The 23,090-nt window shown below is 50.5% G+C and carries 21 protein-coding genes and 4 pseudogenes; 12 read left to right on the top strand and 13 right to left on the bottom strand.

The genetic code is table 11. From position 1 onward, the window contains the following. Positions 1-58: 58 nt before the first annotated feature. From ACZ52Z_RS08300 to ACZ52Z_RS08290, 3 genes and pseudogenes are all read right to left on the bottom strand, one after another. Positions 59-442 (bottom strand): hypothetical protein, encoded by a 384-nt coding sequence (locus ACZ52Z_RS08300; protein ID WP_464270268.1) that lies wholly within the window; start codon positions 440-442, stop codon positions 59-61. Positions 443-455: 13 nt separating this feature from the next. Continuing rightward, a pseudogene (locus ACZ52Z_RS08295) lies at positions 456-650 on the bottom strand (transposase); the annotation flags it as partial. Positions 651-691: 41 nt separating this feature from the next. Then, positions 692-889 (bottom strand): annotated as a pseudogene (locus ACZ52Z_RS08290) (transposase); the annotation flags it as partial. A 3-nt stretch (positions 890-892) separates the two neighbouring features. Here ACZ52Z_RS08290 and ACZ52Z_RS08285 point away from each other — a divergent pair. The 3 genes and pseudogenes from ACZ52Z_RS08285 to ACZ52Z_RS08275 form a co-directional block, all read left to right on the top strand. Then, positions 893-1,105, top strand: a pseudogene (locus ACZ52Z_RS08285) (PIN domain-containing protein); the annotation flags it as partial. Positions 1,106-1,593: 488 nt separating this feature from the next. After that, positions 1,594-2,031 (top strand): VOC family protein, encoded by a 438-nt coding sequence (locus ACZ52Z_RS08280; RefSeq protein WP_464270267.1) that lies wholly within the window; start codon positions 1,594-1,596, stop codon positions 2,029-2,031. Positions 2,032-2,527: 496 nt separating this feature from the next. Further along, positions 2,528-3,493: a calcium/sodium antiporter gene (locus ACZ52Z_RS08275; protein ID WP_464270266.1), complete on the top strand. Its 966-nt coding sequence runs from the start codon at positions 2,528-2,530 to the stop codon at positions 3,491-3,493. A 247-nt stretch (positions 3,494-3,740) separates the two neighbouring features. On the opposite strand, the gene ACZ52Z_RS08270 is transcribed toward ACZ52Z_RS08275, so the two are convergent. The 10 genes from ACZ52Z_RS08270 to ACZ52Z_RS08225 form a co-directional block, all read right to left on the bottom strand. Then, positions 3,741-8,909, bottom strand: coding sequence for a RecQ family ATP-dependent DNA helicase (locus tag ACZ52Z_RS08270; RefSeq protein WP_464270265.1), 5,169 nt, complete (start codon positions 8,907-8,909; stop codon positions 3,741-3,743). A gap of 197 nt (positions 8,910-9,106) precedes the next feature. Further along, positions 9,107-9,679: a 3'-5' exonuclease gene (locus ACZ52Z_RS08265; protein ID WP_464270264.1), complete on the bottom strand. Its 573-nt coding sequence runs from the start codon at positions 9,677-9,679 to the stop codon at positions 9,107-9,109. Positions 9,680-9,693: 14 nt separating this feature from the next. Continuing rightward, the gene (locus ACZ52Z_RS08260) at positions 9,694-10,149 is read right to left on the bottom strand and encodes an RES family NAD+ phosphorylase (protein WP_464270775.1); all 456 of its coding nucleotides are present in this window, start codon (positions 10,147-10,149) and stop codon (positions 9,694-9,696) included. Continuing rightward, positions 10,149-10,550, bottom strand: coding sequence for a type II RES/Xre toxin-antitoxin system antitoxin (gene parS, locus ACZ52Z_RS08255; RefSeq protein WP_464270263.1), 402 nt, complete (start codon positions 10,548-10,550; stop codon positions 10,149-10,151). Before parS ends, ACZ52Z_RS08260 begins: the two co-directional genes overlap by 1 nt. Positions 10,551-10,712: 162 nt before the next feature. After that, positions 10,713-11,525 (bottom strand): DUF932 domain-containing protein, encoded by an 813-nt coding sequence (locus ACZ52Z_RS08250; RefSeq protein ID WP_464270262.1) that lies wholly within the window; start codon positions 11,523-11,525, stop codon positions 10,713-10,715. Positions 11,526-11,634: 109 nt separating this feature from the next. After that, the gene (locus ACZ52Z_RS08245; protein ID WP_464270261.1) at positions 11,635-11,976 is read right to left on the bottom strand and encodes a hypothetical protein; all 342 of its coding nucleotides are present in this window, start codon (positions 11,974-11,976) and stop codon (positions 11,635-11,637) included. Between the two features lie 73 nt (positions 11,977-12,049). Next, the gene (locus ACZ52Z_RS08240) at positions 12,050-12,526 is read right to left on the bottom strand and encodes a JAB domain-containing protein (RefSeq protein WP_464270260.1); all 477 of its coding nucleotides are present in this window, start codon (positions 12,524-12,526) and stop codon (positions 12,050-12,052) included. An 87-nt stretch (positions 12,527-12,613) separates the two neighbouring features. Beyond that, positions 12,614-13,000, bottom strand: coding sequence for a single-stranded DNA-binding protein (locus ACZ52Z_RS08235; RefSeq protein WP_464270259.1), 387 nt, complete (start codon positions 12,998-13,000; stop codon positions 12,614-12,616). Between the two features lie 100 nt (positions 13,001-13,100). Continuing rightward, on the bottom strand, positions 13,101-14,075 hold the full coding sequence (locus tag ACZ52Z_RS08230; protein WP_464270258.1) for a PD-(D/E)XK nuclease family protein: 975 nt from the start codon (positions 14,073-14,075) through the stop codon (positions 13,101-13,103). Positions 14,076-14,190: 115 nt separating this feature from the next. Next, on the bottom strand, positions 14,191-14,940 hold the full coding sequence (locus tag ACZ52Z_RS08225; protein ID WP_464270257.1) for a hypothetical protein: 750 nt from the start codon (positions 14,938-14,940) through the stop codon (positions 14,191-14,193). 502 nt (positions 14,941-15,442) lie between these two features. On the opposite strand from ACZ52Z_RS08225, the gene ACZ52Z_RS08220 reads away from it, so the two are divergent. The 9 genes and pseudogenes from ACZ52Z_RS08220 (at position 15,443) to ACZ52Z_RS08180 (ending at position 22,999) form a co-directional block, all read left to right on the top strand. Continuing rightward, positions 15,443-16,204: a hypothetical protein gene (locus ACZ52Z_RS08220; RefSeq protein ID WP_464270256.1), complete on the top strand. Its 762-nt coding sequence runs from the start codon at positions 15,443-15,445 to the stop codon at positions 16,202-16,204. Positions 16,205-16,215: 11 nt separating this feature from the next. Then, positions 16,216-17,559, top strand: coding sequence for a type IV secretory system conjugative DNA transfer family protein (locus ACZ52Z_RS08215; RefSeq protein ID WP_464270255.1), 1,344 nt, complete (start codon positions 16,216-16,218; stop codon positions 17,557-17,559). Then, positions 17,556-19,031 (top strand): HD domain-containing protein, encoded by a 1,476-nt coding sequence (locus ACZ52Z_RS08210; protein ID WP_464270254.1) that lies wholly within the window; start codon positions 17,556-17,558, stop codon positions 19,029-19,031. The genes ACZ52Z_RS08215 and ACZ52Z_RS08210 overlap by 4 nt, the downstream gene beginning before the upstream one ends. Positions 19,032-19,041: 10 nt before the next feature. Next, positions 19,042-19,740, top strand: a complete 699-nt coding sequence (locus ACZ52Z_RS08205) for a hypothetical protein (protein WP_464270253.1) — start codon at positions 19,042-19,044, stop codon at positions 19,738-19,740. Between the two features lie 21 nt (positions 19,741-19,761). Further along, positions 19,762-20,157 (top strand): recombinase, encoded by a 396-nt coding sequence (locus ACZ52Z_RS08200; RefSeq protein ID WP_464270252.1) that lies wholly within the window; start codon positions 19,762-19,764, stop codon positions 20,155-20,157. A 222-nt stretch (positions 20,158-20,379) separates the two neighbouring features. Continuing rightward, positions 20,380-20,880 (top strand): hypothetical protein, encoded by a 501-nt coding sequence (locus tag ACZ52Z_RS08195; protein WP_464270251.1) that lies wholly within the window; start codon positions 20,380-20,382, stop codon positions 20,878-20,880. 413 nt (positions 20,881-21,293) lie between these two features. Beyond that, positions 21,294-21,950 (top strand): division plane positioning ATPase MipZ, encoded by a 657-nt coding sequence (locus tag ACZ52Z_RS08190; protein ID WP_464270250.1) that lies wholly within the window; start codon positions 21,294-21,296, stop codon positions 21,948-21,950. Then, a complete protein-coding gene (locus ACZ52Z_RS08185; protein ID WP_464270249.1) occupies positions 21,950-22,204 on the top strand; it encodes a hypothetical protein in 255 nt (84 codons plus the stop codon). Before ACZ52Z_RS08190 ends, ACZ52Z_RS08185 begins: the two co-directional genes overlap by 1 nt. Positions 22,205-22,528: 324 nt before the next feature. Next, positions 22,529-22,999: pseudogene (locus ACZ52Z_RS08180) on the top strand (transposase). Positions 23,000-23,090 lie beyond the last annotated feature (91 nt).

The following is a 23,090-nucleotide window of genomic DNA, read 5'->3' as shown; positions in this document are numbered from 1 at the left end:
TAAATCGCTTAAAGATGCGGACTCAAAATGAGGACAAGGCCGTTAAAACAAAAGCACCTCATTCCCAAAGTCTTCCCGCAAAATTCCAAACATGCTGGAGTGCAATAAGTTCTGCCTTTGCGCAATAAAGCTTGGGGCGTTTGAAAAAAGGTGAAGGCTGAATGGGTGACAGAATATAGGTTCTGCAAATGCCATTTTCGTCCTTGGCAGCGCCTCTGTTTTGAGCACATCTCCCACGCCGGTCAGCGCTATGCAACCAGCTGCCGGGGCGCTGACCATCTTCAAACAATATGATCATACATTTACAGAGCAATAAAAAAAAAGCAATAATAAAATCAATGGTTTTGAAACGCATTGTATTGCATTTATTTAGGGCTGCGCAATGAGCATGGCTATCATTGGAGTTGAGAATAAAGGTGGAAATCAGAACCAGGTCAGCCATAATCAAAACGTGATTACCAACGAACTTCAGCCAACTTTAGGAGACGCTGTGGCATCGGCGGTGTTCGCACTGCCATGTATGCCAACATGTCGACCATGGTATGCAACTCAAATCTTCGGTTGAACCGATAGCAGAACTCAGCAAGATACCTTGGCAAGTGACGGGAACTCACATGGTGGTAAGTACCATGTAGCGCATTTTTAAGGTTCATCCGGGAAACGTGTACCTGGAGCTATGCAGGTCATAGAGTCATAATTTGAAATACTCATTATCCCGGAATCCATAGGCCTGGCGCTTCATCGTCTTGATTTTGTTGTTCAGCCCTTCAAGGGGGCCATTTGAAATACGGTGCGGGTAATAGCTGAGCAGGCAATCTCTTGATTTGAAGGGTGTGTACCCAACGAAGACAAGCTGTTTTATTCCCGAGCACAATGCATCAAAGCACCACTGGTTTTTTCAGGGCGTGTGCTTCCGTTTGATGTGGCCCGCACAGCTGTTTATGCTGAGATCATGGTAAAAGCAAAATCCACCGGTTTAGCGATTGCAGCAGCAGATGGATATATTGCGGCTATTGCGGCTGCTAACCGATTTAGCGTCGCGACAAGAGACGTCGGCCCATTCCAAGCAGCGGGGGGCAACGTTATCAATCCTTGGGTTGATTAACAGTCTAGAAATCTTCTATTGGGGACAATGGGTAGATTACTCACCTTCGTAGTGGCAATGTCAAGCTCGGTAATCATTGAATGGGGTTAACTGATCTTTGGATTTCTCTGATCTGCTGTTGCTCTATTTCCGATCAATTCTATCCGCTTCGCCATTTAGCCGGAACGACATAGAGCAATAAGCGTTATTTGTATATGCAATTGCTGAGGCAGCAGGAGTAGGAAAAACAAAAGGAGGTAGCCTAAGGGAGCCCAGCAGTGTCAAAACAAGTTAAGCCTCGAGTGCTCGCTAACGCTCGCAACCTTGTATTTTGCCCCTCTGCTGTTCTTGATCGAAAATTGAAAGAAAGGAAAAGAATCAATTATACAGCTACCTCGAAATCAGATGTGCGGAAATAGCTGGACACTCCCCCGAACAGAACCTTAACATAGTATGTGAGAAATTTCATCATAGGCATAGTTACAGGATAAGAAAATAGAGGAAAATAGATGAAATTACCTAAACTTGTTGGAATAAATCATGTAGCTTTGGAAGTGGGTGACATCGATCAAGCTCTCGAATTCTACTCCAGTATTTTTTCAATTGAGCTGCGAGGCAAAACAAGCAGTTCTGCATTTGTTGATATGGGTGATCAGTTTCTAGCCCTAATGGAGACCGGCGAGACATCCAGAGATGATCACCGTCACTTTGGTTTGGTGGTCGAAGACAAGGATCAAGTCAGGAAAATCTTGGAGCAAAAGGGAGTAGAAATTCTCTCCGGTCCGTTCCTTGATTTCATGGATCCCTGGGGCAACCATATTCAGATAGTCGAGTACAAGAACATCCAGTACACCAAAACAACAGAAGTTCTCAAAGCAATGGGTCTTGGAGATCTTGGCAAATCGGATCAGGCATTGCAGGAGTTGCGAGACAAGGGAATGACTTAGATGTAGTAGTTCCGATACCATCTGATATTTTTCAGTATCAAGTTCGAATTTTTTCTTACACCTCGACTGTAGATTGTCTTTGGATATATTTTCTTTGCGGTTGCTCCATTTCTGTGCAAATCCATCCAAATAAGCAGGTATACCTGCACAGGAAGTAGGTAAAGTCACTGCGGAAGAAAGCTAGCTTGGACTCTAGAGGGAAATTTACAGATGGCGGTTGCTCCATTCCTGAAGTGGGCTTAATATTTTTTTGCCAATGGGTAGTGTCAAGTCATCTGTAGTGGTATCGACCAGATTTAGTGCCATTTTTTCGGTTACTTTTCAGGCACTAGTTAAAAATTGCTGGTGTTGCTCAAGTGGTCGAATAAAATCTAAGGTATAGAATTGGCAAGAATGGCAAAGAAAGAACGAAATTAACCCACCAACATTTGAATGTAATTGGCGGAGCTAATCAGGCGTCTTACTGTAGCTTGTCTAATATGAAAAAAGGAATTGTATGACACTGGCCTTTATAGCCGTATTTTTTGGGTTGGCGCTTCTAGTTTGGAGCGCAGACCGCTTTGTCGAAGGATCTGCGTCCACTGCCCGCCATTTCGGTATGCCACCATTGCTGATTGGCATGTTGATAGTCGGGTTCGGAACCTCCGCTCCAGAAATGGTCGTTTCGGCACTTGCCGCTTCTCAGGGAAATCCTGGGATTGCTCTTGGTAATGCTTATGGCTCAAACATCACTAACATTGCACTCATTTTGGGAGTAACCGCATTAATCAGTCCAATAACCGTTCATTCACAAGTCCTACGCAAGGAGCTCCCACTACTTACAATGGTGACTGCTCTATCCGCGGGACAACTCTGGGATGGCAATATTTCCAGGATTGATGCTATATTTATGCTTTGCGTGTTTTGCGGCTTAATGGTCTGGACCTTCCACCAGGGGATGAAGAGGAAAGAAGATGCGCTGGCAAGAGAGATTGAACAGGAACTGGTTACTCACGTCATGCCCATCCAGCGAGCGATTTTCTGGCTGATATTGGGGTTGATGCTGCTCATTGTAAGCTCCAGAATTCTTGTCTGGGGCGCAGTAACGATCGCTCATGGTTTTGGGGTCAGCGACCTTGTCATTGGCCTGACCATCGTCGCTGTCGGCACTTCTCTGCCGGAACTGGCTTCGTCTGTGATAGCTACCCGTAAAGGGGAACATGATATAGCTCTGGGTAATGTCCTGGGGTCCAACCTGTTCAATACTCTAGCGGTCGTAGGTATCGCTGGGGTGATTTACCCAATGGCCGTAGGACCAGAAGTGTTCAAGAGGGACCTGATGGTGATGGCCGTGCTGACCGTTTCCCTCTTTTTCATTGGTTTTGGTTTTCGAGGTCCAGGGCGCATTAACCGCCTCGAAGGAGCGACCCTTCTCATATGCTACGTGGGATACCACTTTTATCTTATCTCTACAGCGTTCTGATATCGGCCTGTTATGTTGTCTAACCATTGGTATTTAGGTATTGCTTACACACTCAGAGCTGGCTTTTTTTGAACAGTGTCGGAGACTAATTAAAGTTTACATTAGCGCTACCAAGATTAACATCCTGGTCAAACCGTCAACTTTACTTTTTTCCTACCTTCCTATTCCGTAAATTCTATGATGGGCTGCAAGGTAGGGTCAGGACCTGCATCTTCAATCAGTCGGGTCAGCTTTCAACTATTTCAGTTTATCCTTGGAAAAAACAAACCTCAACAATGGGTACTTCCCAGGTATCACCGTGACATCGTTTGCTGAAAGAAGGATCCTCAATATTTTCCTTGCATCGTTTTACCATTGCCACAACAGTCATTTTATGAATACTGCGCAGTTTGCTACTCCAGACCGAATAGGCAGCTTTTGACAGGCACCCGACCGGCACATCAGTATCATTAACAAGCTCTATATGTCCCTTAACGAGGACAGGCCTAAGCTGGTCTCCAGGTTGTAAACGTGTGAGCACTTTTCTGGTGGGGTGATGTCCTTGCCTGATTCCGGCAAAATCGATAAACAGGTCCTTCATTCCAAGCAAGAGGTACTGCTTCTCTTTTATATTACTGTCCATTAACGGTAACAGCTCTCTTTCTGCCAGGTATTCACCTTTTAGCAGCGATAGATGGGGGTGCGGTTGGTCATGAAGGGAAAAGAGATGTAATGTCTGGCGAGCCCTTGACATGCCAACATAAAAGAGGCGCCGTTCTTCTTCGATTTCGTCTCCCTTACCTGTATTCCAGTTTTCTCCCAGGACAAATACATGGTCGAACTCAAGCCCTTTGACGGAATGTACGGTTGAGAGAAAGATACCATTTCCCAGATTCCTCGACCGCCGCTGATCGGAGAAAACCTCATACAGGTAATCCTCGATAACTGTGGCAGGTTGGGGGCTATTCCGTGTCTCTTCTATCCATTCGTCGATGATTCGCCGGGCATTTGCCTGCCAGAGGTTATCTTCCTCTTCTTTTTCCGGGAGAAGGGGGAGCAGGGCGGAGCCAGGAAAAGACTGCAAACGCTGTTCTTTTAGAAAATCTAAAATGACCGCATGCTCACGGATTCTCGATAGGCTGGGAAACCCACCCCCTCTGCCCCAGTGAAAATTGACCGGTATTCCCTCCTGTTCTAGCAGGGAGCGTACAAATCCGAGTTCTTTCCATTCCCGAGCCAAGATGGCGCAGTTTGCCAGGTCAAAGTCTCCCTCAATTGTTTGCAGCCGTCTCAGTTCCTCTAAAAGTCCATAGCCCTGAGCTCTTCTCTTTTTTACCCTAAGCACTTGCACTTTTCCGTGGCTCACAGGGTCATTGATGGTAAAATTACCACCTGCCGGCAGGGACACTCGCGCTTGGTTGATTTGAATCGGATGATCGGTCTTCATCCTGTCAACATTGTGCCGAATGAGGTCATTGGAGGCAGCAATGATATGGGCAGTTGAACGATAATTTTCGACAAGATAGTGAATGTCTGCCTGATAATCGTCGCGGAACCTGCGAATAAAGCCGATGTTAGCACCGCGAAAACGATAGATGTTCTGGTCGTCGTCCCCAACGGCCATGATAGCCATTTTCCGATCACTTTCTTCAATAGTCTTGCCGGTAAGGAGGGCAACCAGTTCGTACTGATCCTCATCGATATCCTGGTACTCGTCCACCAGGATATGGCTGTAGCGACCAATCAGGACATCCCTTGCTGACTCACCTGCAATGCCCAGGGCATCTTTCTCACCTTTAAGGAGCAGGTTGGCATCCTTGATCAGTCCTGAAAAGTCGAACTCTTCTTGTCCCTTTTGCTGAGCAGCTGCCAGTGACCTGCCGGTTAAACGCAGGGCCAAACCATGGAAGGTGAGGGTGGTTACCTGGCCAACATCGTTACCAACAAGGTCTCTCAGCCGTCTTCGCAGACCGATTACCGCACTGCGGTTAAAGCAGAGAACCAGAATAGATTGAGGTTTGACGCGTTCAACTCGGAGCAGGTAGGCAACCCTGTGGATGACTACCCTGGTTTTTCCTGCTCCAGGTCCAGCCAGGACGAGCATGTTTTTATTTGGTGCAGCAGCCACTATGGCGGATTGCTGCTTGTTGTTGAGGTCGTCGACAATGCGTTGGTAGGACTGCTCGCTGGTGGCCCGTTCCAGCATTTTCTTTTTACCGGGAAAGTAACGTTGAACAAATTCATCCTTGTCGGCATCAAAATATGCCCTGACCAAGCGCATGGCGGTACTTACCTTGTCAAGTCCCATCCTGGCGTATGCATTCATTACGTGGATCTGAAAGTTACGTTCTGTGTAATGCGTGTCGAGGGGAGTAAAATCTGTAACCGTATATCGGCGTTTTTGGGCCTCCGGGTTGAGCTGGAGCGTCATCGCCTGGCTAAATACGGCAAGCCCCTGCTGCAGATCAAGAACATCCTGCTCATGCATGAACATTAACGCTCGCTCTGCCGCAGCCAGCGGTTTCTTCAACAATGGTAACAAAAGCAGGTCCTTCTTCAGGCCTTCGACGAGTTGCTCCAAGGAAAACTCAACCAGTAAGTTGGCATTTGGTTTTTCGGCTGGGGCGATCGTTTCCAGGATGGTTTGCAAGGATGCAGTGGCAGCCTGTTGACGGATGTTGACCGTTTTTTTGAGCGATTCCCAGTCACGGTGCAGGTACACGGAAAAACAGTTCCCGCCTTTTGCGCGGACGGACATGCTTCCGGTTTGCCCGGCCAGCCCACGTCCATCCTTTTTCAACCCATGCAGCAGGCGCTTGAGGACCTCTGGGTTGCTATAGTCAAAGCGAGCGTCGAACAACCGCTGGTTCACCTGTCGGAGATCAAGGGCCAGGGCCACATCTTTTTCTGCTTCCGGCGCCTCCTGTTCCAGGACCTTGATGAATTCCCGTTCCAACTCGCAGACCCTTTGCAGCTGTTGTTTGGCATTGTTGGAGACCTTGTACCGGATATAGGCACTCATGGTCATCTCTTTAGAGAGAATACCGGCCTCTGCCATGTCGTGGAGTGTCTTGAGGACCCGTTGGGTCTCTGTTTCCTGGTCGATATCTCCTGCATCTTTGGCAAAGGCGGATAGTCCGGCCAGTTCATCGGCACTGAACCCATCTTTCTTTTCTGCGTCCATTAGCGCGCTAATGATCGCGAGCCATCGGTCCTGCTGTCGTTGCGAGAGGTTCAGGTCGTTGATACGATCAGCTGCTTCATGCAGGTTTTTGACCAGTGGTTTGCCTTGGAATACCTTGTTTTTGTTTTCATTGCGCTCCAGAAAACCGGCGCGCTCCAGCCAGGCGATGGCGGTTCGCACCCTGGTGTCTGCGTCCGGGATATCATCGGGGTCGATATCAACCACGTCTTGGCGAAGGAGTTCTCCAGAGGTAAGGACAACTTCTAGATGGCCCCGGGAAGCATAGCGAATACCACGAAGCATTTGGGCGATTTCCCGCTTGGTCAGCCGTGAATAACTGCCCAGTTGGAACTGTTTTTCGATATCCTGTTCGTCAAAGACCAGGATACACTCGGCCTGTTCTCGGTCTCGACCGGCCCGCCCGGCCTCCTGCAGATAGTTTTCCAGCGATCCCGGGATATCGGCGTGGATGACCAGGCGTACGTCATCTTTGTCAATCCCCATGCCAAAGGCATTGGTGGCACAAATGATCGGTATCTCACCGTTAACAAAACCTTCCTGAAGACGTTTCTTCAATGAACTGTCGAGACCGGCATGGAAGGCTTCCGCCGAATACCCCAGGTCGTGGAGAAATTCAGCCCAGCGCTCGGTACTTTTTTTAGTGGCACAGTAGATGATGACACTACCCTCACCAGTGTAACGGTCCCGTAAGAGGTCCGCCACTACCTGCCGCTTTTCATGGGTTGCGGAAGGGTAGACAGCGTATTGCAGGTTTGTCCGTTCATGACCCCCTTCAAACTCCTTAACCCGAAGACCAAGCTCGCTCTGTACGGTGTCGATGATTTCTGAGCGAACATCTTTTTTCGCTGTCGCTGTAAAGCACTGGACTGGAGGGATTTGGGTTTTGTTTTTACTGGCGAACTCGCGAATAAACCGTATGGCATATAAGTAGTCCGGCCGGAAGTCATGGCCCCACTTGGAGAGGCAGTGGGCTTCGTCAAAGACCCAGGCTCCAACCTCCCGCTGGTTCAGGGTGGAGACAAAGGTATGGTTGCGGAGCTGTTCGGGCGATACAAAGAGGATGCCGGCGTCGCCGAGTCGCACCGACTCCAGAACCTCTGTCCGTTCGACCATGGTCAACATCCCATAGAGGGCGGTGGCGATCTTGGTGCCGGTCAACTTGGAGAAATTGTCGACCTGGTCTTTCATCAGGGCCTGCAGAGGAGAGATCACAATGGTTAGGAGGTTACGGCGTTGATAGCGCATGATCCCTGGCAGCAGGTAACACAAGGACTTGCCTCCGCCGGTAGGCAGGGTGGCGAAGAGAGAGGCGTTTCGGTTTCCGGCTTTGACTATCTCTCCTTGGAGGCTTTTTCCCTCTGGCGTCGCAGGGTGGGGCCGAAAATCATCGAAACCGAAATAGTTCTGCAGGAAGTGTTGTGGATTATGGTTGGTTGCGCAGTATTCGCAGGCAGGCTCCTCGCAGTTGACCTCGCGGAGCTGATGGAGCAAAGGACCGATCTGTGGGAACTGGTGCCTGACCCATGGTGGCAGTAAGGAATTACCCCCGGCAACGGAGAGCCATGCCACGACATACGCCAGTATTGGATTGTCGAACTGTTTGTCATACAGTTGGTCGAGGAGGTGTTCAACCGCAGTGGCACAGACGTATTTTTTCGCAAACCAGGCAAAGGCTTCATAGAGGTCATTTCCGGTGAGTGCGGGAATCCCCATTGCCTCCAGGGCAGCGGCTGTTCCTGCAAGCTTTGCTTCTTTCTGGAGAAAGCTACGATAGAAGACCGGTGCCTCAGAACCATTGTCAAGCTGATCGACCAACGCCTCCCATTGTTCGCAGAAAACTTGGCCGGCAAGTCTTGCGTCTTCAAACGGGTTGTTGATGCTGTCGCGAACGATCTTGTAATTTTTTACCAGTCGATGATAGGGGTTGGCCGGATAGGCGAGAGGGGAGAGGTAGAGCGTGTCTATTACTGGTTTATGAAGGAGCTTGAGTGAGGGAGCTGTCTGATGGAGGCGCGGGATGTCGTGGGCCAGGATATTGTGCCCAAGGACGAACTCGGCCTCTTGGGACAGCGTGTCTATGGTGCTGAGGGTAACGCTGTCAACCGCCTTGCCACTTTCACTCTGAAAGGCTTGGTCTCCCAAAACAGCGCCAATGGAATAGATGACATTCTTCTCATTTACCTCAATGTCTAGGAGTAGGCACTGTTGGAGGAATTCGCTGTGCTTACTCATAACGTTTGTACCTGTGCCTCATCATGGTACTGTTCTGTCACTGTATGTCCTTGTCCATGTGAATGGAGGAGTATAACTATAATAGTGGACGAGGGTACAATGAAACAGAAAATCATTGAAATGCTATATGTGTATTTACATTATGAAATCAATTAGTTAGTCGCTCGGTTTTGAGCGGGTAACAAGATGCTGCTCCTTCAGAGCTGAATAAATACTCCCCTTTTATACAGTTCATGCACAATCCATGCTTCATGTAAGGCATCATCAGCACCGCGATGCTGCTCCACATATGGTTCAGCCGGAAAGAAGTGTTGCCAGGCTTCTTCAACTTTAGGCCATTTATAAAGACCATGACTTGGATGCAGAGACGGTAATTTGCAAATCGGTGTACACAGTTTCATGGGGCAGGGAAGCTTGATCCCGAATCGAAGCCCCCTGCTTTCAAGGAAGTTAAAATCAAAAGATCGATTATAAGCGGTTGCTCCCAAAGGATGATTGTCAATGATGGACTGCACGTCTGGCTTGAGGTCTTCAAATGGTGGTGCTTTCCGAACTTCCTCAATCGTTAGGCTTGAATTGCGGAAGATCCAGCCAAAGGGTTCTGCTCTGTGCTTGGCTGTAAGAATAGATTCGCGGCAGGTAGAATCAAAGAGTGTAATGGTCTGCCCACTTTCGAGGTTAAGAGAAACCATCCCTACCTCTACAATACTCCCTCCATCACGTTGAAAGCCCGTAGTTTCAATATCGATAATGAGTATGTTGTCTCTCATTTTCTGCTTCTTATTCATTTGCGTAAACGCGGGTCAAAATCAATCGGCATCTCTCTGCCAATTTTGATTTTTTGGAACTCAGGGTGGATTATGTTGAACAAATAATTTATACCTTCCGGAATAATGATACTCGGCACCCGAAGAACAGGAGAGGTGTTGGCACTCACCCATTGATCGCCTACTGCCTGTGACATCTTGGATACGGGCCTGGACTCCCATCCAACAGCCAGTTGAGCATCTTCGACAAGCTCAGCATCGAAACTCACCTGCATGTAGACATAGTCGTACAGCAACTCATACGATGGCAAATGGACAAAAATCTCCAGGCAGCAAAGGGCAAGAGAGTCTGATGTGTAAACAAGCGGTGTTCCTGGGCTGTTCCAACGACCACCATAGAGCCTGGCACCTTCTCCATCAAAAGCAGAACCGGCGTGTCGTTGTTTAACCAGTCGATAGGAAGATATCTCCATCAAGAAAAAACGCCGTGTTCAAGGCGGCCAAGGAGGTTTTCGACTTCCCTTGCCCCGACCTCCGTTTGTGCGAACTCAAGTGGTGAAACGTCGCCCAGGCCGTATGCGTTATTCTTTAACCACTTTCGAGCCACGTCTATATCACCAAGTACATCGACAGCTTTTTCTATAAGACGCTGGACCCGATACAGTCGCTCTGACTCTTCAAATGAAAACCTGCCCCTTTTTTTTCTGGTGGCAAGCGTACTTTTGGGAATTCTTATTACTTGAGAGAGCTCTCTATCCGTTATCCCAAGTTCATCACGTATTGCGATGAAAGTTGATAACGGCAGTCCATTTTCAATTTCCTGTATTACTTGTGGAATCGTTAAATTTTCTTCTTTCAGTAGTGGAAGTATCATTTTGAACCCCTGGTAGTCTATTTATAGACATAGCATATGCTATGCGTGGACTAAAGTCAAGCTGGCATGCTTTGATGCGCTTCATTTCTTACCAACTCTCCGTGATAATTAAACTCCGCCCATAAAAAAAGCCGCCTCCCTGAAAGGAAGCGGCTGTGGGTTTTACAAGAGGAGATTGTTCGCAAGCTGTGCCATTTTTTGGGTAATGACCCATAATGCCTGGTTCAGCTTAAGGTTCTTATCAAGGGCCTTTACCGGTCGGGTTGTCACCCGTCTCCGGCGTCCATTGCCACTGACTTTTACTCCGCGGATCCCCCCATCAATGATATTCTCCTGAATCTTATTGTAGGTCGCCCAGACATCGTTGCCTCTGTCCTCCGATCTACGGGCTTGCAGGAGATCATGTGGCTGGATCGGTGCCTGCTCAGGCTCATCATAGATGAGTTTATGTGCTGCCTCGGCAAAGATGTCCTGGGCCTCCGGATGAAGCTCGATCTGTTTGAACGCATTCATCTGGCCGGCAATCTCGCCAACGGAACCGGCGATCTGGACCGCCGAATGCATAAAATCGCCAGGGTTGAACCCAACGTGCTTGTGGCTGAAATTGGCGTATTCATCGCCAACAACCAGCCCATTGCTGCAGACAAACCGCCAAATGCCGGCCATGAGCTTGAAGGAACAGCCGCGATCATGGCTGTTGTAGAGCAACAAATCAATTCGCTCGTCCTGCATGATGAAGTCTGGCTGCGCAAACCGGATGAGATGTTTCTGGTACCCTTCACGCTCTTTCTTTCTCACTCCACTCTGCGCCGCATGAATCGGCTGCCACCCTACATCACGAAGCAGATCGACAGCAGTGACAGTGGGGACAAAGGAATACCTGGAGGATACACCATCAATTGGTCCCCAGGCACCAGCTGCAGGGGCCATTTCAATGATTTGGTCGTTGGAAAGGATGGAAATATTTCGGGTCATGGTCTTGTCTCCTTGATTGAAAAAAGAAATCAGGGACAAGATACGCACCCCGACGGGGCAGGTATGTTGCCCCTGATAAGGGAAATCCTGCCTGTCGGTCAGGGAGGACTTACGTCTGGTTTATCTGTGTGGTGCTCACGCCACGCTGCAGTTCCTGGATTATCCAGATGGTGAGCAATCCTTGCGCCTGGTTACTGTCAATGACTTGAAACCAACCGCCCCGCTTCGAGACCTTGCCAGCGATAAAAATCGCTGTGGGGGCTCTCCCTGCCAGGTGCAGCCAGGAGAGTACCTTACTCCGTGTATTTCTGGTAGCGCGTTGGCAAACGGTAGTCGCGTGCGGTGTGCGAATGAAAAGGATATCCCCCTGAACAGTACTGAGCAACAGACTGGTCACCCGCTCCAGGGGGGTGGCAACAGCTGTGGTGGGTGAGCGTGGTTCTGGGTGCATGTCTTGCCTCCGTGGTGCAGGGGCAAGTCTCCCTTGTCGGGGCGAATTGCCCCTCTGTGAAAGGGATGGTTAGTTAGCGGAAAAAACCGAGATCAGCAAAGGAGACCACCTCATCGCCAATTACCAGATGGTCCAGGACCTGTATGCGCAAAGGCTCCAGGACTTTGACCAGCAGCGTGGTGAGTTCCTTGTCCTGTTTGCTGGGCGTCGGGTTGCCCGAGGGGTGGTTGTGGGCCAGGATAACCGCCGCAGCATTGAGTGCAAACGCCTGTTTGACCACCTCGCGCGGATGGATCACATTGGCATTGATCGTCCCGCTGCAGATCTCTTCAAATCCGAGGCACTGGTGGTTGCTGTTAAGAAAGAGGCAGGCAAAGACCTCCACCTGGTAGGGCCGCAATTGCCATGCTATGGCGTCAATGGCGTCGCGTGACGAGTTGATCTGAACACCCGCCTGCAGCCGCGCCTTACTGATGGTGGTGGCAGCTGCGAGGATTTTCTCTGTAGGTGCCAGAGCGTATTGGCCGCTTTGTTCAAGAACATAGAGCATTGTTTCGTCCTCCTCGATAGCCGAAGGGGAACCAATGCCCTACCAGGGGAAGGTTCCCCTGGGGAAAGGGTGGGTAACGACTACCTCCTAAAACGGTACATCGTCGGAAAAGCTTTGCGGAGGATTGCCCTGGTTACCATCAGAGGTGGCGCTATTGGCGGTATCCAGCATCTCCATTTTGCGGGCGACAATCTCGGTGACGTAACGTTCTACGCCACCCTGGTCCGTCCATTTTCGGGTTCTGTTTTTCCCCTCAATATAGATCCTTGAGCCTTTTTTTAGGTAACGTGCACAGGTGGTGGCCAGTTCGTACCAGGCGACGATTCTATGCCATTCGGTTCGTTCCTGCCGGTTTCCCTGTTGATCCTTCCACCGCTCGGTGGTGGCCATGGAAAAGGCGCAGACAGGTTTACCCTGTACTTCTCGCAGTTCCGGATCTTTACCCAGGTTGCCGATAAGTAGAGTTTTTTGCATGGTGTTCTCCTTGAAAAGTTCGAGTTCGAATGAGCCCGGAGAACAGAAAGATCCCCTTTAAGGGGAATGCTGTTCCCCCGGTCGGGTTGGGTAGAGTATTCTATTTAATTTTTGACGGTGTCTTCTTGATATCCAGGAAGGAAAAGGTGCTCGGGAGTTGAAACGCTGACAGCGAGGTCCCATTTTCAACAAGAAACTTTTCCAGGCCGGCTATATCCAGATTCTGGCGAGTTCTGGTCGCCTTTCGCAGGAGATGCCCGCCGGCACAAAAGTCACCCCGTGCCTTTACCATGGCAAAGAGGATGTGTTTGTGGGTCGCTACCTTGTCCTTGTATTTCTTTTCAAGAGTCCTGAGTTCCTGGAATTCGACAATCATCTCATCCATCTCAGGGATAACGTCTGCCTCAAATCGTGGGCAGGTCGTGATATGGTCACAGAAGCCGCAAAGCGGTCCAGGCTCTGTTTTCGGCTGTGCCGGTTGGCCTTTGAGGGTATTCTGGTAGTCGTTCCAGATACAGACTGCACGTTTTTTCAACCCCTGATAGAGGCCCGCTCGGGGGCTGTAGCCGTTAAAGAAACCAACCTCTCCCTCGCTGAGGTCAAGTGACAGGAGTGCTCCCTTGACCGTGTAGGCAGGGTATTGCTCTGCCAGGGCTCCCATCTGGAGATAGAGCTGCGTTTCCCAGGAGCTGTATGGCCCGTCCGGTACCTTGCCGGCCTTTACCTCTAAAATGGATTTGATCTTTTGCGACTCCGAGGTGAACACAAAGTCGATGTGCACTAGGATCGGTGTGGCGTCGGTAGAGATGTCAATCTCCAGCTGTCGTTCGAAATTGCTGAAACCAGCGGCGGTAAAAGCAGCCGCCACAATGTCCTCGGCCATGTGTCCCCGTTGAAAACGAAGCAGGGTGGCCAGGTCGTGCTCTGGTGAGTTGATTCGTTCGAGAATGACCTTCCGCGGGCAGTAGCCGATATCGGATGCGCCCAGGTATTGCTTACGGTCACCAAGGGTTTCTTGGGTATGCTGTTGGGAGAGCAGCTGCAGGCTGCTGTGGAGGGTTGCGCGAATATCCATGTGATCACTCCTTGATAAGACGAGGGAGCACACACGGATTTCCCCTGAGGGAGCGTGTGGATCTCCCTCAATGGGTTGTAACCTTCAGTTATTTCATCAAATATGAAATGTACAGTTAATGTACAGCTACCTCCTTGTACCAATGCTTGCCAGACCTGTCCCAGCGGAACCCATCTGCCTTGAGCAACTCCTTCTTGTCAAAGGTGTCACCTGTGGCGACGATTCTGCCGTTTCTCTGCTGGTAATTGACCCCTGTAATCTGTGGCAGGTCATGGGGGAGTTGATCAGCAGCACCATGGGGTGGTGGGTCCTGGTATGCAGGTTGTGCCTGTGATTCCGGTGGTTTCTTTGGTCGCCCGCGCGTCTGGTTGCGTTGAGCAGGCGGGTGTTGGGGCTGCTGCCGGGATGATGGTGGGGTTCTGCTCCTCTGTGGATCACTGGAGAACACTGCTTTGAGCAGGCCGCGGTAGGCGTCGGAGCCGATGGAAAGCAGGGACAAACATTTCTGAATCGCGTCGGTCACCGCGCCCTTATAGGCGTCACCAACGTTCTTCTTGACGATGTTCATCTGCCCGGTTTGTGACCCCTTGCAAAGCCATTCACCCTCGATGCGGACAAAGAGCCGTACCTCAACTACTGCCTGGAAATCAAAGATCTCTTTACTGACAATCTCGTAGCGCCAGTTCTCCGGCTGCAGGATCTCGTTAACCGCATCAAAAACATACTGCGGTTTATAGCCGTAGCGTACTTGACCTATGAGCTTGCCATCTCGATCGGTGAACTTGATCTCTTGCACAGCCTCAGGACCAAAGGCGCGAAGCCGCTCGTTGATCTGTTCTACTTTCTGGGAAAATTTTTCTGCCATGGTTGTTTCCTCCTCTGAGTTCTGGAGTGAAACAACAGTACCCCTGTCGGGAGTATGTGATCTCACTCCCGTTGTGTGGGGTTGGTTGCTAGTTACATTCGCGCCTCAGTGGCGAGGCGGCGTGTTGCCTGTAGAAAAATGTCCAGTTAGGGCACGACAATCGTGCAGCGTCAGAGGGACGCATCGTTCATGGACGTGTTTTCTCGGGAAAGTCGGATGCAGAAAGGTGCATCTCTTCTGCAGGGGGATGCAGGACGTTCGCCTCTGCGATTAAACGCTGCGCCTGAACAGGCCTTACGGCTCTACATGGGTTCCAAGGATCATCCACGAACCAGGAGAGGTTTGCTGCTGCAATGAAACATCCTGTCCGGAGTCCAGCTAGTTCCCGTATGCACGGGATTACTTGAATGAATCAAGTGGAATAATATACGAAAAATTATCCCTTTTTGCTGAAAATGCAACCAAAAATGTTCCGCCACCGGGAAAGAGTAGATAGGAGGGAATGTTACCGACGCGACCAGCCATGGATATTACATACAGCCATATAATCAGCGCTTTTGTCGACAAGTACGGTCTGAGCAGGGGGCAGGTGATTGCCGAGATCGAGCGCACCTTCTCCTCCATGCTCTCCCGCTGGCACCAGAAAAATGTGGTAGTGGTCTTTGCCGAGGGCCGTCTCTCGGCGGTGGGCTACCATGATCACCCCACCGGTCTTGTGCAGACCCCGATCGACCTGACCGCCATGCGGGGGTGGAAGACCATCAAGCGGATACTGGACAAGAACCTCAGCATGGCAGCCTGCATGGAGGAGGTCTGCAGGTACAAGCGGAGGGAAAACAGGCTGGTCTGGGGCGAGGTGGCTGGCAGGAGGGAGTACCAGCTAGATATAGAGCTAGAGATGGAGTTCGGGGTTGTCCTCTATGCCCGCTGCCCCTTGCGTTTGCTGGGGCCCCATGAGCGGTATCGCTTGTCTGTTGGTGAGCGGCGGGCCTTTCACCTGCGCCGGGTTGAGGCGGTCATGGTTGGCGATACACCCCGGACCCAGCTGACCGTGGACCGGGTCTCGAAAACGCTGGTTGAACAGCTCATCGGTGACAAGCAGCCTCATGGCCGGGACATCAGGCTCAGCTGCAGGAAACGCTATGTGGGCAAGAAGAGCTTTGTGGAGTCCAGCGTTTTTCTCCCCAAAAGGGTGATCGTGGCAGCGGCCAGGGAATTGGGAGAACACATCCAGGTCAAGGTCGTGCGAGACCACCAACAATAACGAGCAACCGCATGCTGTTCGGCCGAAAAAATACCAGGGAATGCAGGGTGGAGCTGGGTACCGGGATCAATCTGGAAACGCCGGAGACTATCGTTCCGATCAGTTATCCGGACCGGTATCGCAAGGGGCATTTCTGGTGCTTTGGTACCACCAGGGTGGGCAAGACCCGCTGCATGGAAAACATTATCGAGCAGGATATTCGCAAGGGGTATTCGGTGGTGGCAATCGATCCCAAGGGGGATGCCGACCTGTTCTCCAAGATTGTCCAGGTCGCCTTTGCAACCGGTCGGCAGGAGGACTTGATGCTGATCAATCCGATCTTCCCCCAGTACAGCGCAACCCTTGACCCGCTTGCCTCCTACTACATGGTCGAAGAGCTGGTTGCCCATATCACAGCCGGGGTGGCCGTGGGGAAGGACCCCTATTACTACTCCGTTGCCTACGAGACCAGTTTGCTGGTGGTGCAGTCGCTGATCATGCTCGCCCGGGCCACCGGACAGAAATCCTCGTTTAACCTCAGCGATATCAAAAACAATATCGGTCATGAGGACCTGGCAGGGCTCAAGGAGAAGCTCGACTATATCGATCACCCGGAAGCAGAGCAGCTCTCCCGGGATCTCGGCAAGATCCTGATGACCCCGGCAGAGTTTAACTCCAAGGTCGGAAGCTCGCTACGGGTTGCCCTTACCGAACTCACCTCCGGTAATATCGGCCGGATCATCGGCCATGCCGAAGAGGACCGGTTCATCGAACGGCTGGAGGCTGGCAAGCAGGTCATCCTGGTAGTCCAGCTTGGCTCGCTCCTTACCAAACGGGCGGCCTATTCCGCAGGCAAGGTTCTGGTTTCTATGATCCAGGCCTTTGTCGGCCGACGTTATTCCAGTGATAAACGGGTCATACCGCCCTTGGCGCTCCACATCGATGAGGCGCAGTCAGTGCTCTATCACGGCATTGAGGACCTCTTTGCCAAGGCCGGCGGGGCGGGCATCTTTATCCATGGCTATTGCCAGTCACTCAGCCAGTTGTATGCAGAGATCGGCCAGGACCGGGCCAATACCATCCTTGATTGTTGCAATACCAAGCTGTTTATGCGAGTGCCCGACAGCAAAACCGCCAAGTATGTCTCCACCCACCTGGGCGAAAAACGCACCTACAGCCCGATCATCTCCCTGGGCGGCGGCCTGTCAATTCGCGAGACTGAAGAAACCCGGATCAAACACACCGAGGTTTTGCACCTGGCTCCCCGCCAGTTCTTTCTCACCACCTACGGCGGTGTATACCGCGGGGTGACCAAGGATGTGTCCGAGGCATCCATCAAGGTTGTCTTTCCGGATATCACCGAGGCGCTGGCATGAACGGGGCCTTGCTCTCTATCATCCTCGCACTGGCTATCTACGCTGTTGCTTTGCTCTTGTGGTCCGGAAAACGGCGAAAGGTTGTGGTCCAGCAGCAGGAGATTCCCCTAGGCGAGCTTGCCAGGCTGTGGGCTGCGAGTAGGCGTTCAGGGCAAATCCATATCAAGGACCTTGCCCCGTTATGGCGAAAAAGTGTCATCAATACTGCTGAGCGATCCACCTATCGCTTCAAGTACACCGGGGTGCAGCAATGGTTTGACGCCTACATCGTGAGTGAGCCGTGGTTCGACCAGGCCGAGGCCCACCAGGAAATCTGTTACCAGATCCTGCGAATGCTCGAGGAGGAGGACCCTTGCCCGTCCGTGGTCAATCCGGCCAATGACGTGGAGGCCTCCTGGGACAGCAACACCTACACCCTGCTGGGCAGGACCAGCCTGCTCGACCATAGCTTACATGTGGGTGAGCAGATTGTTTCGCTCCTGATCGAGGGCGAAGCGCAGCATGTGATCCCCGATGCGATGATAGCGGCCCTGGCCCATGACCTGGGCAAGCTGCCATCCAACCGGCCTCACCTCTACAGCCTGGGTGAGCATCCTCTGGCTGCCGGCCGAGTGCTGGCGGAGATCGGGCTGTTTAAACAGTTGGCACGCAAAGAGGAGATCTCCAAGGCCATCAAGCAACACCATATGAAGGCGGACGGGCTCATTGGCAAGATGCTGAAAAAGGCCGATCAAAAGGCCCGGCAGCAGGAACTCGATGAGGGGGTAGCCGTGGCCGGACCAGACAGGGAAGAGCAGGGGAGGGCTGCATCCGCGCAAGCGATTGAAGAAGTTCTCCATGAATCTCCAACTTCCCACGTAGGGCAACCGGAAAAAATGGGGCCGCCGGTCTCCCAGCCGGGCCAGCGGTCGATGTCGCAAAACGGTCTGGCACGGCGAGCAGATGCTGACATCTATGGTGACGGCGAGCGTGAGCGGGCTGCCTCCGGGGGCAACGGTCCCATGCGGCAGCAGATCAATATCTCCTCTTGGTTTGATGGCCAGGCTTTCCTGGAGGCGCTCAAACCTTCGATTAACCTGGTCCAGGGAAGACGGTTCAAGGCCTTTTCCATGCCCGATGGATATGTCTATGTGCAACCTAAGCTCATGGAGGAGGTGGCCAGAGGGCAGGCCGAAAAGGCAGGGGCAATGGATATTGCCACCATGGCTGAGAAGGACAAGACCATGCAGCGGGTCTTGTTGGCCATAGTGGACCACTTCCGTAATGAGGGACTGATTGCTCCGGGCCTTATCAAGGAGCGCTATTTCGGCGGCTACTTCACCATTCACCTGAAGGGCGGAAAGGCGGCCATGAAGGGGTATTACACCCCGTTTCTGGCAGAGGCATTTGGCGCGCTTGCAGAAATGGAAGGAGAGAAAAAAGGATTGATCAAGAATTTTAGCTCGGTCGAGATCTTTCAGGGCCAAGGATAAAGGGGCGGTTATGTCAGCAAGGGGCGATTACTCCACCAACACCACGATTATTCCCTTTGGCGAAAGCGGTGGCTATCGGCCACGGAACCTCATCAGCGCTATCTCGGAAATCCAGCAGTTTTACGTGATTGAAAGCCAGGGGCAGGATATACCGGCAGAGTTTCTCACCCTGGAGGGTTCGCTGGGGCTCTTTAAGATCGGCATGCGCAGCGGATTTGGCGAAGGGCTGGTTATTATTCTGCTCTTCCCGGTGTTTTCCTTTTACCTCCTCCCCTTTGTCTTCGATACCTCGGATTCCTTTGTCAAGGCAATGGTCGCCCTCGTTCCTTACCTGGCCCTGGTCATCAACACCCTTCTCTGCGTCTACATAAGCCGGTACTACGTGGGTAATATTACCAGGAGGGCGATCAATTCACTGTTCATCGGCAGAGGTGTGGTGCTCCTGCTCAAGGGGTTCCTGGTCTATGTGGTGTATCAGGTAGTCTTTAAGCTGAGTACTCCGGAATACGTGTGGGCTCTTGCCCAGCGGTTCAGCCGTCCGGAGAGAATCTACTATGGCTATCTGGAGATTCTGCCACGGTTGGTACCGCTTGCCACCGAGACGGCGGTGGGAATGTGTTGTGCTGCACTCTTGCCGTATCTGGCGGCCTATGTCCTCGACAGGTGGAGGCAGCACCGGGTGAAGAAAAATTTACAGCAAATTCAATAGCAACAGCAAAAAGGAGAGCACATGGAGAACCAGAAGAAAGATGGGAACAGTATGAATAGTGCAACCTCAGGTGTACAGCAACGCCCCAAGCGCAGTCGGGAAGAGATCCTTGAACGAAAAATCTCTATGGCTAAGGAGAGGGGGGCCAGGGTCGTGAAGATCAACTCTCCCCTGGGCAGTATAATGTTCAACGTGTTACGCCAGTTTGACCAGGCCTATGCAAATTTTAAGGGACGGCTTGGTGAGCCTGGCGGGATTTCGTATGAAGAAGGGGCCGAGCTAATGGAGAAGGCCAGGGAGATTACCATGGAGTTTTCAGCGTTAACCAAAAAACTCAGCAGGAAGGTTGATTTTCGCTACTATACGCCAGAGGAACTCAAAGAAGTGAGTGTTCCCCAAGGTGAAGAAAGGGTATGATTTCTTCATTGTCAACCCGCCAAGAGCATACTTGCTCAGAGATTTTTTGTTAGTGCGCTCATCAGTTACAATGGAAACAAGAGCCCATTATTTTGCCCTGGCGGAAACCGATGTATTCCACAACAACTGTGCGTCTCATTTGCGATAGACAGGCCGTGAGCAAAAAAGGGGGGATATATGGTTGACGCGCCCATTAGAGTTTTTATGATTCACAGGTCAGATATGTCCGAATTGCAGGCCACTTTATCCAGCCTGTTGACGACTCAAAAGAAAGTGTCAATTGAGGATGTATCTTACCCGCTCAGCTATCACATTGAGAAGGTAGAGTTTATTCAAGAGTATGCGTGCGGGAGAATGATGGACTCTGATATTGTGCTCGTCCTGCCGCCGAATAAAAGAAACTACGAACCGGATTGGGATATTGTAGACGCCGAATTGACGATATTTTCAAGTACATCATTTGCGCGTAAATACGGCTTGTCTCGGGATAGGGTGTATATCACGGAACTGAAGAATATAATGCATGACTCCTGTAACACGAAGCCCGTATTGGTCTTGGGGTGGTCAGAAGAGGAAGCGGAAGACCTCGCCGATATTTTACTCCATCCCAACCCTGTCGAATGCGGAAATAGCGATCCTGGGCGGATCCATTCAATGGCAATTGGCGATTCCGTCAGTGCAGATGAACTCGTTTCAACCATTCAAGATATTCTAGACGTATGAGAGGGAGTCTCCGCACTCTTCTTGAAGTCAAAGACGTCATCACTTCCAGCAAATTTGTGCCTCCTCCCTGAAGCTCATCCACAACCCAACCACTGCAAGTAAGGTGTTCAAGAATTGGTCAAACGCTGGCGGAAAGCACACTTTGTATTATGAAATTATGCAATCAGTAAATCATTAAAGGGTAGGTGTCTGCAGTTATGTCATCGTTTTTTCATCTTTATTGGTGGGGTTTGGCTCTGTCATTAAATAATGAATTGCATAAATATTGATATAGTGATTATATGAAATTATTAATTGTTTAACAGGCGTTCAACCTGTTTGATTGCATTCGCAAGAGAGTGGGCTACGGCCAATCATGAAAGTATGTATGATTGGCTGACCAACCATGTATACTTCATACTAAGAGGAAGGGGATGATCGTCATCGTCGGTTGTAACAAAGGCGGCTCAGGAAAGACAACCTCGGCAACCAATCTGGCTGTTGGCTTGGCAGTGAGGGGAATGGACGTGGTTTTGGTTGATGCGGACCGTCAGCGCAGTGCATCCAAGTGGCACCAGTACCGAATTGAAGAGCAGCACCAGCCGGAATTACTCGTCGTGTCCAAGGAGAATAACATTTCCTCGGACCTGGGCATTTTGAATGACAAATTTGATATGGTGGTGGTTGATGTAGCAGGGCGGAATTCACGGGAGCTGATTACCGGGGCCACCGTGGCTGACCTTTTGATTGCGCCTCACCAGGCCTCACAATTAGACCTGGACACCCTCAATGAGCTGCAGGAGCAGGTGGTGAGGGTAAGGGACTTGAATCCCAGCCTTAAAGCGTATGTGTATCATGCCATGGCCAACACCAATCCTAGTGTAATGGGTAATGAGCGAGAAGAATTCGTCAGTTACGTGAATGAGTTTGCTGAGCTCAAGCAACTGCAGTCGGTCAATTACTATCGTAAGGTCTACCGAGACGTTGTTCCCAGTGGGCTATCAGTGATTGAAACCAAGAATCAAAAAGCCTTGGCCGAGGTTACATCTTTTGTGGATGAGGTATTAGAGATATTGGAGGGAGCACAATAATGGCAACGTCATTTAAAAAGCCGAAGAAAAAGATCGATCCATCGGCAGCAGATGCTTTGGCTGAGTCCCTGGCCGACAAAACCTATGATGAACCTGTCTCAGCCCAGCCACCTGAAGAGAAATACAAACCGATGCAGTTTAAGGTGCCGGCCAGGTTCCATAAAGAGGTCAAGCTGTTTGCCATGGAGAACGACATGACCATGACCGAGCTCTTCAAGGTGATGTTTTATGAGTATCGCGATCGGCATTCATAAGACAATAACAAATTGATTACATATGATTTTTTTTTGAAAAAGCGAACTGTTGAGGGAATATTTATTTCATAAAATAATTATTTCATGAAACAAGAGCGTCGCTCCTTGTATAAGGTGAGATAGATAGAAGGAAATAACCATAAAGCAGTCTTTGACTTTTTGGGGTCATTTTTGGGCGCTGATAGGGGGTCAATTTTCGATGCTGATTGACAGCTTCTATTGTGAAAACTCCGATACAGCCTAACAGCCGTGAAGAAAATGAGCAGATAAAGGGCGAAGGCAAGACCCCGATTCAATGGGGCAAGAACAAGCGGCGGAGAAAAAATGTTGACGATCGCTGGATCAAAAAGAATAGGAAATCTTTTTTTTGGATACAAAAATCATATTTCCGTTGATGCTAAGCATAAACTCATCTGCGGTTGGAAAGTAACTGACACCTCTGTCTATAACAGTAATATGTTCAAAGAAATACTGGCGGAAGACACGAATCGTAATGTCAGGGCAGACTCAGCTTACTATTCCAAAGACTGTATATAAGCCTCAGGGGAGGCAGGTTATCGGGAGCACATCCATCGCAAAGGAACTCGGAATCGAAAACTGACAGCTCGTGACCAGAAGAACAACAGGACCAAGTCGAAGCTTCGCGTAAGGGTTGAGCATGTTTTCGGTATGCACACTCAGAAGACAGGAAATCTACTCGTAAGAACAGTTTGCCTGGCAATGGCAACGGCAAAAATTTGGATGAGAAACCTTGCGTACAACACGGATCGGCTGGGGACATCGCTTGCCACATAGTCAAAGGTACGAGTTTGCGTGGCAAAAGAGGCCACAGCCATCAACCAAAAACGATAATTTAAATGTTGAACAGGACTGTGCCTACATATTC

The organism is Desulfogranum aggregans (assembly GCF_055398265.1).
Note: the sequence above shows the minus strand (reverse complement) of the source record. Positions and strands in the feature narration are given on the sequence as shown.